The sequence below is a fragment of the Litorihabitans aurantiacus genome, assembly GCF_030161595.1.
Taxonomy (GTDB): domain Bacteria; phylum Actinomycetota; class Actinomycetes; order Actinomycetales; family Beutenbergiaceae; genus Litorihabitans; species Litorihabitans aurantiacus.
The window spans coordinates 24,000-37,989 of sequence record NZ_BSUM01000005.1; the positions used below are offsets into that span (position 1 = coordinate 24,000).

A 13,990-nucleotide genomic window follows, 5' to 3' on the forward strand; every position below is an offset into this window, starting at 1 on the left:
GCGCTCGTAACGGGGTAAAAGAAAGGGGTTGCCGCCCCCGGCTGGCCCGATTCCTCCAGGTCCTCGTCACCTTCTGGGAATTCGGAAGCGGGCGCGTCGTACTCGTAGTATCCAGATTCTCCTTCGGGGACCCTGAATGCGGGTTCGGGTAGCGAAGGAGGGGTTAGGTCGCTCAGGCTTGGCTCTGGCCCACCGCCAACGCCGAAAGCGGGCGTGATTGAGACCGCGAGTAACGCAGCGGTCGCACTGGCGGCACCGAGTGCCAAGAGGTTACGCCTTGTCATTGCTCGCCGTCTTTCCTCTAGAGGTTCGCGATAGATCTTATTGCAATTGAGGCGACCGTAAGAAGCAATAGCGCAGAGAGGATGGCAAGTATTGTTACAAGGATGCGCGCGGAAATGTCGCTAAAAGAGAATCGCTTACCTCGAGGTTCGAGCACAGGTGAAGCATGGCGCAACTTGTGTGACCGCGCAACAGGGCGTGACATCAACGCGTCACGCCAGAGTCTCTAACGATCCCGCGTCGAGAGACTCAGGCGGCGGGTGGGTCCTCGCGCACGTCGCGGAACAGGCCCGGGGGCGGGGAGACGTGCGGTAGTGGTTGACCGGGCTTGAGTCGGTCCTCTTCGTCGGTGTAGTTGGCGAAGGGGCCAGAGGAGGACAGCAGGACGTTCATGTGGTGGTCGGCGTGGTCGCGCCACCACACGCTCGCCCCGGTCGTGGGGTCGGTGCGCAGGTGCTCCCAGGCCCGCCACATCGCCTCGATGCGCATCAGGCCTTCGGGGACCTCCCACCAGCGGGCGCACCACACGCGCCCGTCCTGCGATCGCATGTAGGCGTCGCGCAGGAACTTCTCGAAGAACTCCACCGCGTTGCCGTAGTACGGCTGATCGCCGTCGCCGTCGGCCGCGGCCTCGCTCACGCCGCCAAGCTCGCTCGCGGCGATCGCGGCTTCCACGGCGTGCTGTGCGCGCGTGCACTCGCTCGCGGCCGTGTCGGCAGCCACGGTGGCCGCGTGAATCTCGCGGTCGCGCTGCGACACCAGGCGTAGTGCGCGCTCGACGTCCTCGGCGGCCGCCAGACGCTCCCACGGCCGCTTGCTGTCGTCGTCCTCGAGGTCGGCAACCCGAGCTCGAGCGATCGCCACCGCGCCCTCGGCGTCGGCGGCCGCCTCACGGGCACGCGCCATGGCCGTCTCCGCCTCCACCCGCGCGACGTCGGCGCGGTCGCGGGCGGCCAGCGCCTCCATCACGCCGGGCTCGCTCAACAGCGCGTCGGCACCCCCGTGCGACGGCGCAGGGTCGCCGGCAGGGCTGGGGGTGCCGTACCCGGGCACGGGTGCGGGGTCGGGGGTGTCCCAGTCGGTGCTCATGCGGCCTGCACCCCCGGGACGGGGCCGAGCTCGTCGGTCGTCTCGGCCAGGTCCCGCTCAGCGCGGGCCACGGTCTGGCCGGCCTGCGGGTCGTGCGCCTTGATCGAGGCGCGGATCGCCTCAGCGTGCGGCCCGACCAGCCAGGGCACCGTGCGCACGAGGGTGGGCCGGTTCCCTGCCGAGAGCAGGACCGCGCGGCCGCGCGGTAGGGCGCTGAGGTCATCGACGTCGAGCACCCGTTCCCGGCTGAGGCTGTCGGAGCGGGTGCGCTGGCCACGGGTGGTGGAGGCGCTGGAACTGAGCCGGTCGTAGTTTCCGATCAGCGTGGACAGGTCCGAGAGGAACTTCACCTCGGTGTTGTTGCCCAGGTAGAGGCGCACGTTTGCTGCGCTCCACAGCTTCTCCATCCCGCGATCGCCCCACACGTCCACGCCCTGCGCCCAGGACTGCAACACCGTGGCGAGCACGATGCCCTTGGACCCGAAGTGGGAGTAGAGCGAGGGCAGCTGCTTCCAGCGGCAGACGTTCGCGGCCTCATCCAGGATGCCCAGGAGCGGGGTCGGGAGCCGGCCGCCGGGAGAGCGGCGCGCCTTCTCCTCCGCCGCCTCCACCACGGCGACGGTGAGTGCGGTCACCAGGGGGCCGGCGGAGCCCTCACCCTCCATCGACAGCGAGTACAGCGTGCCGCCGTCGTCCAGGAGCTTGGCGGGGTCTAGCTGCGGGCGAGGGTCGCCGGAGCCGTTCGCCGTGATCCACGGGTCGATGCTGCGGTTGGTCAGGCACTTGGCCATGCGGCGGGCGGTGGAGAAGATCGAGCCCCGCTCGCGGTCGGGCGTGTTCACGATCCCGTACAGCGCATCGGCGGTGCGGGGGAAGCCGTGCTCGCGCAACGTCTGGACCTGGCGCTCGTCGCGAGGGTTGGTCAGCCACGTGTAGACCTGCGTGATGGGGGTCTGCGTCATCGCCGCCGCCAGGAACAGCGCCCCGAGCAGCGTCCTACCCGAGCCGTCGAAGTGCGCATCGCCCTTGCCCGCGCCCTCCTCGCGCGAGCCCTCCGCGAAGTGGCCCGCGAGCCGGTCGGCCTTCATCTCGTCGGTGACGTAGGACAGCGGGTCCCACCACCACGTCGCCGGCTCCTCCGCGACGCCCTGGGGGTCGAAGACCCACACCGGGCCGCGCTCCTTGCGCACGTCGCGCGTGGCGTCCACGACGTCGCGCTTGTTCGAGGTGGTGATGACCGCTCCGGGAGCCTCCACGATCGCCCCGATGACGAACGAGGTGGACTTGCCCATGCGGGGGCCGGCGATCATCGCGATCTGGTCCTCTGCCGAGGCGTAGAGCGCCTGACCGCCGCTCACGCTGCGCCCCAGCGCCACACCCAGCCATTCCCCGGCGCCGAGCCGCTGCGACGTCGCGCGCGAGGCCTTGGCGGTCAGCGAGGAGATGTCGCGGCCGCGACCCATGTACCGGGCCTTGTCATCGACACGCGAGCGGTGCCGAGCGATCCGCCGGAACGCCAGCGCCAGCAGCACCACGACGGCGAGCACGAGCACGCCGAGGACCACCACGACGGCGGTCCCGGCCGCCGGCCAGGCCACCGCTCCCGTAAACACCTCTAACACCACTTGCATGGGGTTGCCCGAGAGCTCGACCGGGGTGCCGGCAAAGCGGTTGCCGAGACGCACGCCGGCGTTCACGCCGACCACGACCAGCACGACCAGGCCCACGAGCACCATCAGGGCGTACAGCTGCCCCCGACTCTGCCCCGGGTCCTCCCTGCGGTTGTTTGGACCGTTCACGATGCCTCCCTGGCCTGCGCGCGAGCCGCGCGTCGTTGGGCTTCGACCTCTTGCCACTTGCGATTGGTGTTGGTGAGGTTGAGCTCGCGCTGCGTCAGTCGCACCCGGATCGGGATACCCGGACGGCCGCCGACCTTGATCAGGAACTTCCCGCGCCCGGGCGGGTCCTGCTTCACACCCTCCTTGGCCGACTGGCTGGGCGGGGTCGCCCACGAGGCGAGCTTGGCTTGCTCCTCCTGCGTCAGGGGCAGGACCGGGGTCAGGTCCGGCATCTCCGCCCCGGGCAGGCCCCCGAGGATGACCATCCCCGAGCGCTCGATGAACCCCATCGCTTTGAGCCGTTCCGACTCCGGAAGCGCTTTGAGGTCCTTCATCGTGTGCGTGATCATCGCCTGACCCACCATCTCGGCACGGTTGAGCCGGGTCAGGTAGTCGATGCGATCGACCATCATCCCGCCGCCCGCTCGCAGGATGCGGTGCAGCTCGTCCATCACCAGGAAGTACAGCCGGCGCGGCTCCAACCCGGCATCGGCCAGGATGCCGGCGATGTTCACCGTCGCGAACCCGTTCGACCAGCACGCCAGCAGCGCGGCCGCCAGCAGGTCGGACTCTCCCTGCGGGATAGCCGAAATGTCGTAGACGACCGGCTTGTCCCGCTGTAGCGGCTTGCTGGACTCGCGCGAGAACAGCCCACCGAACCCGGTGGTGGACAGGAGCGTCAACGACAGCTCCAAGCCCTCCGTCTTGGTCTGGTAGACCTCCCAGCTACCCCGGTCGATGACCGCCGCACGCAGCTCGTCCGGTCCTCGCGCACGACGTCCAGGACGTCGCTCATGATCGGCACCCGGTCGAGCCGGGCGTCCACGATGTGCAGTGCCCGGTCGAGCACCGCTTCCTCGGCCTCCGTGGTCGGTCCCTTGCGCTGGATCGCGATCAGCCCGAGAACGGTCGTGAGCCGGCGCCCGTGGGCGTCGGCCTCGACCTCCTGCGCCTCTCGCTCGAACCCGGCCGCGCGCAGCCGCTGCGCGGCCACGGTCGATTCGCCCGGGTCCAGCGGGTTGATGTAGTCGCGATTGCGCCCGAGACGGTGCACCTCACCGCCGAGAGCTTCGATCGTGGGCACGTAGTCCGGGCGGGTGTCGCCCAGCACGAACGGCAGCACGCCGTAGCCCGCCAGGCCGACGCACATCCGTGCCACGAGGCTCGTCTTGCCCAGGGCCGGCAGGCCCATGACGAACACCGAGGGGTTGCCGATCGCGTCGCCCTGGAACCAGCTCATCGGGTCCGCGCACACCGTGGCGGAGGTGTGCTCGTGCACCCCGAGCGGAACCCCGAGCATCGAGGTCCCGTCACCGACGGCGAACGGGTGCAGACCGCAGACCTGGACCGTGGTGCCCCGGAAGCTCGCCGGGACCTGAATCGTGGTGTCGGCGCCGGCGCCCGCACCGAGCCACCCGCGAGCGCTGGGCACTCGGGGCGCGCGCACTTTCGGCGTGCTGTGCTTGCTGCGCCGGCCCATCACACGCCCTCCCGGACCACGGTCGGAACGTTGGAGTGCTTCTCCGGCACCAGCCCCAGCGGGAGCGCGAACGCGAACGCCGCGTGCTGGGAGCCGTACACCGGGCGCAGCTGCAACCGCGCCGCGCCCCCGAGGTGCTCGACCGCGGCTTTGGCCGCCGGCAGCTTCTCCGGCTCGGTCACCGTGGCCGTGACCAGCATCCCGAACCCGACCAGGCCCGCTCCGCTGGCCTCCTCGGCCGCCGTCGCCCGCGCCGACTGGACCGCGTGCGCCTGACGGTGGGTCGTGCGCCGCGCCGCCGTGGCGGCAAACACCGAGTTGGACTCGTCCCGCTCGACCATCCGCGCCGCCCGCGCCGCGTCGATCGGCTGATAGAGCATCGTGACCCGCTTGCGTGCAATGTCGCGGTGAGGGGAGAGCAGGCTACGCAGGATCGAGGACTGCACGACCCCGCGCGGGGCGCCGGTCATCGACCACGTGACCGACACCGCCGAGTCGTGGCGGTAGTGACCCCAGGCGCTCTCGTGCGCCGACGGGCCGACCTCCGACCAGGAGATGTCCGGCACCTCACCCTCGGCGCGCGCCTCATCGAAGTAGCGCGCCACCACCGGGTTGTAGGCCACCTGCACGACCTCGCACAGCTCGGCCGCCGTCGCCGGGAGGCACGCACCGGCCCCGGTCAGGCCCAGTGAGCTCGTCAGCCCCGGGAGCCGGGTCGCGAGCTCGCGACCCATCTCCTCCGGGTTGAGAGTGCGCCCGAGCACCATGGCGTCGGACTGGAACGTCAGAGAGACGTAGGCGCGCACCGTGGAGGAGCCGGACGGGTAGTCCTGCACGACCTCCTCGAGCACGGCGCGCGAGTAGGTCGGCGCGTTGCTGTCCATCCGGCCCTGAACCGCCTGGGCGAGCCGCTGGCCCGTCTCCGGGGCGCTCTCGACCGTCACAGCGGCCCCCACCAGGCCCGGCTCGTCCGCCAGGCCCGCGAGCCAGTCGCCCCACGCCGCGACGCGGAAGTCCACCGTGTCCTGATCCACCAGCGCCCCGCCGTCGGGATCGCTGGCCAGCACCACCGTGAACGTCTTCACCTTCGGAGCGTGGATCAGCGCGAACGGGCGACCGTAGGAGTCCTCGTGCTCGCTCAACTGCGTGGTCGCGGCGACCCCCGGCAGCTGGTGGGTGCCCCACGGGGTCCGCCCCAGCGGCCCCGAGCGGTACAGGTTCGCCCGCGAGGCCCGCGTATAGGCGAACGAGAACCGCTGCGCGAGGCGGTTGCCGATGCTCAGCCCGTGCCGGTCGCGCAGCGAGAGCACCACCGTCACGACCGCGATTGCCAGGCCGAACGCCAGACCCACCAGGAGGTTCGTGATCGTCATCAGAACCACCATGAAAACCAGCGCGATCAGCAGACCGAACGTCGCCACCATCCCCAGGCCCAACAGGCCCGGCGACGTCGGCCGCTTCCAGTTGCCGTACGTCCGCACGCGCCTACCCGTCTCAACGGCTGCCACTGGGACCACCACCCTCTCCGCTCACGTCCTTGCCCACCTGCTTGGCCGCCGCACCGGCGGCCTTCGCCCCGTCTGCGGCGACGCTCGCCGCTGCCACCACCGGGTGCGCCTTGCTCGCCGCGCCCGCAGCAGCGCCCGAGGCGCCACCGCCCGCCGCGCCCGCACCAGGCCCGGACCCACCAGCAGCGCCGGCACCGCCCCCGCCCTGACTGGCGCCGCTGGCGCCGTCACGGCCGCCAGGCGATCCGCTCTGCCCGGCGGAACCGCCACCGCTGCCGCCCTTCGAGCCGCCCGAGCCCGACGCACCCTGCTCGCCGTTCTGCGAGCCTCCCGCCCCGCCCGGGGACGAGGTGCCGCCAGGCGCCGGTGCGCCGGCGCCCTGCGAGGTCGAACCAGCCGGACCGGGCGCACCCTGCGAGCCACCCTGGCCCGCACTGCCGTTGCTGCCCTGCGGGCTCGCCTGCGTGGACACCGCCGCGCCACCGCCGCTCCCGCTGCCGCCTCCACCGCCACCCAGGCGCGCGATCGCGGCCGCTCCGGTCGGGAGCGCGGCCAGCGCGCCCGCCGCGAGAGCCCCGCCGCCGGCGCCGCCAGCAGCAGCACCCACGACCGGGGTCACGAAACGCATCATCGCCGGCAGCGCGACAACGGCCAGCCCGAGCATCAGCAGCCCCGTCAACGTGCTCTGCAACGGGTCCGACGTCGCCCAGTCCGAACCGACGAGCTGGAACCCGGTGGCGTAGATGATCGCCGCCACCGGCTTGTAGGCGATGAACGCGCCCGTCCAGCCGATCGCCTTCCAGAACCACGCCCGCCCCGTCTCGGTGCTGGTGAAGGACGCCACCGTGGGCAGCAGTCCCGTCATCAGCACGAGCATCCCGGCCCGAGCGAACATGAGCACCACCTGGACCAGCGCCGCCAGAAGCGCGATGAGGCCGAGGACGATGATCATCAGCGGAACCAACGTCGGCCCTGCTCCGCTCCCATCACCGCCCGCGCCGGCGCCCTGCTCGGCCATGTGCAGCACCCGCACCAGGTTCTCCCCGAAGCACGCCGCGTCCTCCCCGGCCGGGCAGTCGAGGGCCTGTTCCAGAATCCAGACCGAGAATCGGTCCGACACCGTGATGAGAAGCGCTGTGATCGTCACCCCGAGCGCCGACACCACCAAGAACGTCACCAGGGACCGCAGGACGTCCTTACCCGCGTCGGCCCGTTGGGTGATGACCATGCGGATACCGCCGATGATGACGCTCAGCACCACCAGGGCGCCGGTGAAGTACCAGAGCGAGGACTGCAAGAACGCCGCCGTGCCGGCGACGTTCTGCGGCCGCGTCGGCATCACTGCGCCGACGATCGCAGCACCGCCACCCAGGACCACGACACCGGCCGCGAACCAGAACGAACGGTTCAGGATGCCGGCGCCCTGCCCGCGCGAGACGCCCCGCGCGACCATCACGCCCAGCAGGATCAGGGCGAGCGTGGCGACGGCGAACCCGATCCACGTGATGTAGGAGAGAACCTGCGTCAGCTCCGCCGCCCCCGGCGCCTGCCCGAGGTCCACCGAAGCGTCCCCCGAGCCCGAGAGCTGCGGCGTATCCACGTTGACCCAGATCGTGGCGACCTGCCCGAGAGCCTGCGCGAGGGCTTGTTCCGTCGCCCGCTGCATGTTCTCGATCGCGTCGCCAACGACCACATCAGCAATGGATGGGCCGCAGACGGCGGCTCCACCCCAGCAGACTCCACCCATCTACGCGCCCCAGGGGTGTAGCCGTTGAGGTTGGGGATTTGGGCGGCGTCGAACGCGGTGGCTGTCTCGCCGGAAAGGCGCCAGTCGCCCTCGTGCCAGACCAGCTCGTAGACCATCGACATGTACGTCTCTTGGCCGCTCACCGTGTACGCGACCCCGAGGTCAACGCGAGCGGTCTGCCCCGAGTAGTCCAGGAGCCGGAAGCCGCGAATCGCGAACCGCGTACCGCTGGGGTCGGGCGTCTCAGGGGCGGCCTGTTCGTTCGCTGCGAGTAGGTCATCCTTGAACGGGCCCGGCGAGACGGCGTAGTCGAACCACTCCGTCGCCGCGTTCAGGTCTGACGGCCCAACCGCGAGGTTCGCGACCATGAACAGCGCACCCGTGGGGGTGTGCTGGTAGCACGTGCGCATTTCGCCCTCATTCAACCCGGGGCCGTACTCAGCAGAAGTTGGATACGCGGCGGTGCCTACGTAGGCCCACTCGGCGTCGGGGGCGTCGGGCAGGTCGCCGTCGAGCTCGACTCCGCTCAGGCCGCAGATGCTTTCCGCGTCGGGGTCGGCGGGTGGCGCCGGTACGCCGGGCGTCGGAGTCCCGGGCTGCCCGGTTGGGGCGGGGGTGTCGTCGTCGCGGGTCAAGAACGTGACGGTGAGGACGATCCCCATCACGAGGAGAACGCCGCAGATCACGGCCGAGATGATCCATCCCGGCCGGGTCCACGGACTCTGCTGGTCGTTCTCAGCCATGATCGTGGTCCTTCCGCTCAGCCGGCGAACATGCCGATGAGGCCGGCGGCGGCGCCGACGATGATCGCGCCCACGAGGGGGTAGGCGACCTTCGGCAGGAGGTCAGCCGCCGTGGTGCGGCCCATTGCCGCGAGGGCGACCAGCACGCCGCCGACGATGAGGGCGAGGATGCAGACGACGAACCCTCCCCACATCACGACGTTCAGGAGCGTGTCGATCCCGCTGAGACCTTCGGGGCGCTGAGGTGTCGGGTCGGGGAGAGCGAGGAAAGCGGTCATCGGGGAGTCCTTTCGGCGGTGGCACCGGGGGTGCCGGGGTTGAAGATGAGGTCAAGATCGTTGAGGAGGCGCGCGGTTTCGCGCGGTGGGTTGGCGTGATCGACCGGGGCTCCCAGTCGCCACGCTTCGATCCACGGAACGTGCCATAGACGTGGGACACCGCCACCCACGAGGGCGGCCAGGTCGCGCAGCGGCTTGGGGCTCGTCCGGGGGCGTCGGCCACGACCACGAGGCCGATCAGCTCGACGGTGGGGCTCTTGCCGGCGGCCCACTGCATCGCTGCCGCCCGCGCCGAGTTCAGTCCGTGGGCGCTTCCCCGGCAGGCCAGAAGCACGCGCGCGGCGCGGTTGCTGTACTGCTGCTCGGGCCACGCGTGCCCGCCGGGCGCCCATCCCTCGCGCAGCTGCGCCAGCAGCGACTCTCCCGACCCGCCGTGGGTCCCCACGACCCACAAGGCCGGGGCGGAGAAGTGCTTCACCGTCGGCAGCGCGTCCGCCGCGACCACCCCGGCCTGCGGCCCGCTGACCCGCGCCGCCGGCGGCAGCTGCTCCGCCGGCGCCTCGCTCGGCTCCTCGATCGCGGGAGCGGGCAGCCACGGGTTGACCACGGCCTGCGTCTCCTCGGGACGACGGCGAGGGGTGAGGGGGCCGTATCGGGGAATCCGGGGTCTACTCACGCTGCCTCGCTGTCGTTGTGCTCGTACGCTCCCAGGCTACGAACCCTCACGATGGAGTTTGTTCCATGCTTGTTCTCTCGCAGATTGCCCCGGTCCCACCGCTGTGGCGTGCGCGCGCCCGTGGTGGGGAAGTTGGACGGAGCGGTTCGCTGCGCGTGGCGCTGATGAAGTCCCATGGCGTTCCCCTCCTGCTAGTAGGGGACGGGAACCGATGCAGTTCCACGTCGCCCCGTGGCTCAGGTACTCTCACCGTACTACAACCCTTAGGGTTGTTCGATAGCGGCGGGGCAACCTGCTGACCTACTAGACGGACGAGGGGGAAGATGTGATGCGTGCCTACGCTCTTTCTTCCACCGGACATGCCGGAGGGCGCGGTGAGGGCTGTGGAAGTGCTGGGCAACCGGACCAAGGTCGAGCTGCTGCACCTCCTGGGCCAGGCAGACGAGGGTCTGTCCATGGCCGAGCTCGCTACTGCGCTGAATACCAACAAGGTGTCGGTCCGGCGCAACCTGATCGCGCTCGAAGAGCAAGGGTTGGTGACGGCCGACGTGCCGCCGGAACAGCGCATGTACCAGCGCACGCTCGTGCACTGGACGATCAACGCCGATCGGGTCCGAGCGCTGGGCGAGCTGCTGACGGCGTACGCGCTCGGCGGCACGGGGACCGCGAGCGGTACAGAATCGAAGGCGGAGCCCGAAACCGAGGCCTGACAACACCCACCCGTGGGTGTGTTTCTGCTGTTCTTGCAGGGGTTGCGCGCTGGTCGCGTCTCTCCTGCCTACCCAGGAGAGTGCGCAATGACCACCGATGTGGCCGAGTGGCCCCGAGTGCGGATCACCGTTGCTGACACCACCGGTGAAGTGACGATCGGGGGCAGCAAGCCCCAGCGCGTGCGGGGCGAGGGCGTGAGCGAAGTGCGCAACGCTGCGCTTGCCGTCGTGACCAAGGCGGCCGCCGAGCTCGGCCGCGGCCTGCGCGTCGAGGCGACCGAGCCCGACTGGACCTTCTACCTGATCGTGCGCCCGAACGGCGAGGTCCACGAGGACGCCGCCAAGCCGGCCAAGAGCCACGCTCCCGCGCCCGGGACGCAGGAAGCGGTCACGGCCCCCGTGGTCGTGGTGGAGACGCCCGCCCCGACGGGGCCGGCCGCCCCCGCGCCGGCGCCCCGGCGCCAGCGCATCCCGCTCCCCGCTCTCCTGGCCGGGACCGGCGTACTCGCGCTGGGAGCCGGGTGGCTCCTGAGCAGCCTCCTGACCCCTCGCCCTCGATCATCGAGGCCACGTCCCAGCAGGAAGCCGAGGCCACCCAGGCGTGGCAGGGACGGCAGAGCGCCCTACGCGATGCCCAGCAGGAGGCCGCCACGCTCCTGGGCGCCACCGAGGGGCAGGTGACCGACGAGGCCACCCGCACCGAGCTCGCGAACCAGGTCACCGCCGCTTCCGCGTTCAGCACAGCGCTCAGCGACGTCGAGCCACCGGTGGTGGCCACGCGCGAGGGCGGCGACGTCGTGCTCGCCCCTGACCCCGACTTCGACCCCGGCGTCGTCGCGCTGACCGATGCCGTCACGGCCGCGACCGAGGCCGTCCAGGCCAGCCACACCCAGTGGGCCTACGACCGCCTCAGTACCGCCGTACAGGACGCTGACGCTGCCCTGGAAGCCTCCAACGGCCAGGTGACCGACACCAGCACCCGAGACACCCTCTCGGCCGCTCTCACGACCGGTCAGACGCTCGTGGACGCCGGCGCCGAGGAGGCCGAGGCGAGCGAACTCACCGCTGCTGCCGAGTCCATCACCACCGCCCAGGACGACGTGGAGAGCAGTCGCGCGCAGTGGCTCCACGACGCCCTGACCAACCGCGTCTCCGAGACGCAGAACGTCCTCAACACCTCCAACGGCCAGGTGAACGACAACGCCGTCCGCGATGCACTGTTCCTCGAGCTCGCGGAGGCCCGACGCATCCTGGACGCCGGCCCCGGCGCCACCAGCCCCGCCGACGTCCTCGCCGCCCGCGACCGCCTCAACACCGCCAGCGCCGCCGTGTCTGAAGCCGTGACCCAGTGGCAGGCCGGACAACCCCAGGGATGACGCCATGACCCCCACACCTTCCCCCGCACCCGGGCAGCCGCCCTGGCGCTGCTGACCGCCCTCACCCTCACCGGCTGCGGGAGCGAGGACGGCGACGACCTCACGCCCCCGACGGCGCCCGAGACAGCCACCCCGAGCACCACGGCGCCGACGTCCGAGGCACCGACCGCCGAGGAGCCGCTGCCCACGCCCACCGAGGGCGCCGGCGACGTCGGGCTCGACACCGAAGCGCCCGACGCCACACCCCAGCCGCAGCCGGAGTGGGACGCCGAGGCCGAGGCCAGCGCGTACGCAGCCGCCGAGGCGGCCGTGACCGCGTTCCTGCGCACCGACCTGGACCCCCAGGCGTGGAGCGACGAGCTCGCTCCCCTGGTCACCCCGGACCTGCTCGACCTGCTCGACGGGACCGACCCCGCCGGCGGCGCCGGCGCGACCACCGTCACCGGCCCCGCCGTGCTCGACGGCGAGGTCACCTCACCGTTCGTCGCACGGGTGCGCGTGCCCACCGACGCCGGCGAGCTCGCCGTGGTCCTGACCCGAGCCGCCGACGGCGTCACGTGGCAGGCCGCCTCGATCAACCCCGCCTCATGAACAGCAGAGCCGGCGTAGCCGCAGCCGTCGCGGTCCCCCTCGTGCTGGTGGGCGGCGTCGCCGCGTTCCTCATGCTTGGATCGCCGTCGGACACCGACGTCGCCGGCGGCTCGTGCGAGGCGCCCGTGGTGCTCATCGACGGCGCCGAGCTGCCCGAGAGCATCGGCTCGTTCAGCGCCGTGCAGGTCCGCAACGCCGCCGTGATCGTCTCCCTCGCAGCCGAACGCGATCTACCGCCGTCGGCGGCCGCGATCGGCATCATGACCGCGATCACGGAATCTGGCCTGCGCAACCTGGCCAACGAGGGCAAGTTCGTCCGCCCGGCCAACTCTCGCGTGATGAGCGCGGCCGAGTGGGACCGCTGGCGCGCCGTGGCGATGCTGTCCCTGAACTACCCCAACGACGGCGCCGCCCCCGGCGACTGGGACTCCGTAGGCCTGTTCCAGGGCCGCCCCCAGGCCGGCTGGGGCGGGCAGGGCACCGACGAGGAAATCGTGCAGAACCTCCTCAACCCCGCCTACACCACCGGCCGGTTCCTCGATGAGCTCGTGACGGTCGAGGGCTGGGAGACGATGCCCGCGTGGAAGGCCGCACAGACGGTCCAGGTGTCCAAGTTCCCCATGGCCTACGACGCCCACTGGGAAGACGCCCAGCAGCTCACCCAGGCCCTCACCGGCACCGAAGTCACCTTCGAGGGATGCACCGGCGACCCCGGCGCCGCCAGCACCTACCCCGGGCTCGTGGCCGACAGCGGATGGGCCGCGCCCATCACCGGCGCCCGCTTCACCGGCGGGTTCGGAGACGTCCGCAACGGCTACACCCACATGGGCTCCGACTTCGCCGCACCCCTGGGAACGCCGATCTACGCCGCCGCCGACGGCCTGGTGACCCACACCAGCTGCAAGGGGTTCCAGGGCCGCTCACCGTGCAACGTGATGATCGACCACGGCACCGACGCCGACGGCGCCCGAATCCAGACGCTCTACGTCCACATGTACCCCGGACAGACCCACGTCGACATCGGCCAGACCGTCACCGCCGGCCAGCACATCGCCGACGTCGGCAACAACGGCCGCTCCACCGGCCCACACCTCCACTACGAGGTGTGGGTCAACGGCCAAGCCGTCAACGCCCTGCCCTACATGCGCAGCCAAGGAATCACTCTCCCGTGAGACGCGACACGCCGACCAGCCTCACGGATGCATCCCCGGCGGCGCGACAGTATGCATGCATGAGCGCTGTCAAGGGTCGCAAGGTGCGCGGTTCGGCGGGCGAGCCCGTCGTCCTCTTGCAGGGCCGCGTGATACCCGCGGCCCGCGACGCCGCCCGTGAGGCGGCTGACGAGCTAGGCATCAGCATCGCGGCCTACCTCGAAGCACTCGTGCTAGCCGACGCCGAGCAGCGCATGGTGCGCCCGCAGGCCCCTTACGTCCAGGAGGTGCTCCCCGTCAGCGCCTGACAGACAAAAAGAGAGGGCCGGCCCCGAAGGGCCGGCCCGAGTCCGAAGCGATTCACCCTCATGCTTGCCGGCCGGAGGTGACTCGTTCAGATCGACACACCCTGAGGTGTGTCTAACGCTGGGACCCACCATACCCACCTCCGTTGTAGAAATCGAGCGCTCGACACGCCCGCCCTCGCCCACCCTGGGCCAGGGCCGCCCACGTCGAGCCAG

The 13,990-nt window shown here is 70.9% G+C and carries 13 protein-coding genes and 1 pseudogene; 6 read left to right on the forward strand and 8 right to left on the reverse strand.

The genetic code is table 11. The features are described from left to right. Positions 1 to 531 precede the first annotated feature (531 nt). The 8 genes and pseudogenes from QQK22_RS18370 to QQK22_RS19485 form a co-directional block, all read right to left on the reverse strand. Positions 532 to 1,371, reverse strand: a complete 840-nt coding sequence (locus QQK22_RS18370; protein WP_284252912.1) for a DUF4913 domain-containing protein — start codon at positions 1,369 to 1,371, stop codon at positions 532 to 534. Next, positions 1,368 to 3,170 (reverse strand): type IV secretory system conjugative DNA transfer family protein, encoded by a 1,803-nt coding sequence (locus QQK22_RS18375; protein WP_284252914.1) that lies wholly within the window; start codon positions 3,168 to 3,170, stop codon positions 1,368 to 1,370. Before QQK22_RS18375 ends, QQK22_RS18370 begins: the two co-directional genes overlap by 4 nt. Beyond that, on the reverse strand, positions 3,167 to 3,892 hold the full coding sequence (locus tag QQK22_RS18380) for a hypothetical protein (RefSeq protein WP_284252999.1): 726 nt from the start codon (positions 3,890 to 3,892) through the stop codon (positions 3,167 to 3,169). Before QQK22_RS18380 ends, QQK22_RS18375 begins: the two co-directional genes overlap by 4 nt. Then, positions 3,889 to 4,656 carry a hypothetical protein gene (locus QQK22_RS18385; RefSeq protein ID WP_284253001.1) on the reverse strand — a complete coding sequence of 256 codons (768 nt, stop codon included), beginning with the start codon at positions 4,654 to 4,656 and terminating at the stop codon, positions 3,889 to 3,891. Before QQK22_RS18385 ends, QQK22_RS18380 begins: the two co-directional genes overlap by 4 nt. 32 nt (positions 4,657 to 4,688) lie before the next feature. Continuing rightward, positions 4,689 to 6,170, reverse strand: coding sequence for an SCO6880 family protein (locus tag QQK22_RS18390; RefSeq protein ID WP_348525657.1), 1,482 nt, complete (start codon positions 6,168 to 6,170; stop codon positions 4,689 to 4,691). Positions 6,171 to 7,721: 1,551 nt separating this feature from the next. After that, on the reverse strand, positions 7,722 to 8,687 hold the full coding sequence (locus QQK22_RS19535; protein WP_488803230.1) for a DUF8175 domain-containg protein: 966 nt from the start codon (positions 8,685 to 8,687) through the stop codon (positions 7,722 to 7,724). 17 nt (positions 8,688 to 8,704) lie between these two features. Next, on the reverse strand, positions 8,705 to 8,965 hold the full coding sequence (locus QQK22_RS18400; RefSeq protein WP_284252924.1) for a hypothetical protein: 261 nt from the start codon (positions 8,963 to 8,965) through the stop codon (positions 8,705 to 8,707). A gap of 247 nt (positions 8,966 to 9,212) precedes the next feature. Further along, positions 9,213 to 9,641, reverse strand: a pseudogene (locus tag QQK22_RS19485) (hypothetical protein); the annotation flags it as partial. 332 nt (positions 9,642 to 9,973) lie between these two features. On the opposite strand from QQK22_RS19485, the gene QQK22_RS18405 reads away from it, so the two are divergent. The 6 genes from QQK22_RS18405 to QQK22_RS18430 all read left to right on the forward strand — a co-directional run bounded on the left by QQK22_RS18405 (position 9,974) and on the right by QQK22_RS18430 (position 13,777). Next, on the forward strand, positions 9,974 to 10,351 hold the full coding sequence (locus QQK22_RS18405; RefSeq protein ID WP_284252927.1) for a winged helix-turn-helix domain-containing protein: 378 nt from the start codon (positions 9,974 to 9,976) through the stop codon (positions 10,349 to 10,351). 87 nt (positions 10,352 to 10,438) lie between these two features. After that, a complete protein-coding gene (locus tag QQK22_RS18410) occupies positions 10,439 to 11,032 on the forward strand; it encodes a hypothetical protein (RefSeq protein WP_284253014.1) in 594 nt (197 codons plus the stop codon). Further along, entirely contained in the window at positions 11,029 to 11,727 is a 699-nt protein-coding gene (locus QQK22_RS18415; protein WP_284253016.1) for a hypothetical protein, read from the forward strand. Before QQK22_RS18410 ends, QQK22_RS18415 begins: the two co-directional genes overlap by 4 nt. A gap of 309 nt (positions 11,728 to 12,036) precedes the next feature. Next, the gene (locus QQK22_RS18420; protein WP_284252932.1) at positions 12,037 to 12,318 is read left to right on the forward strand and encodes a hypothetical protein; all 282 of its coding nucleotides are present in this window, start codon (positions 12,037 to 12,039) and stop codon (positions 12,316 to 12,318) included. Continuing rightward, positions 12,315 to 13,490: a M23 family metallopeptidase gene (locus QQK22_RS18425; RefSeq protein WP_284252935.1), complete on the forward strand. Its 1,176-nt coding sequence runs from the start codon at positions 12,315 to 12,317 to the stop codon at positions 13,488 to 13,490. Before QQK22_RS18420 ends, QQK22_RS18425 begins: the two co-directional genes overlap by 4 nt. Positions 13,491 to 13,549: 59 nt before the next feature. Then, positions 13,550 to 13,777, forward strand: coding sequence for a hypothetical protein (locus QQK22_RS18430; RefSeq protein WP_284252936.1), 228 nt, complete (start codon positions 13,550 to 13,552; stop codon positions 13,775 to 13,777). The last annotated feature ends 213 nt before the right edge of the window (positions 13,778 to 13,990 follow it).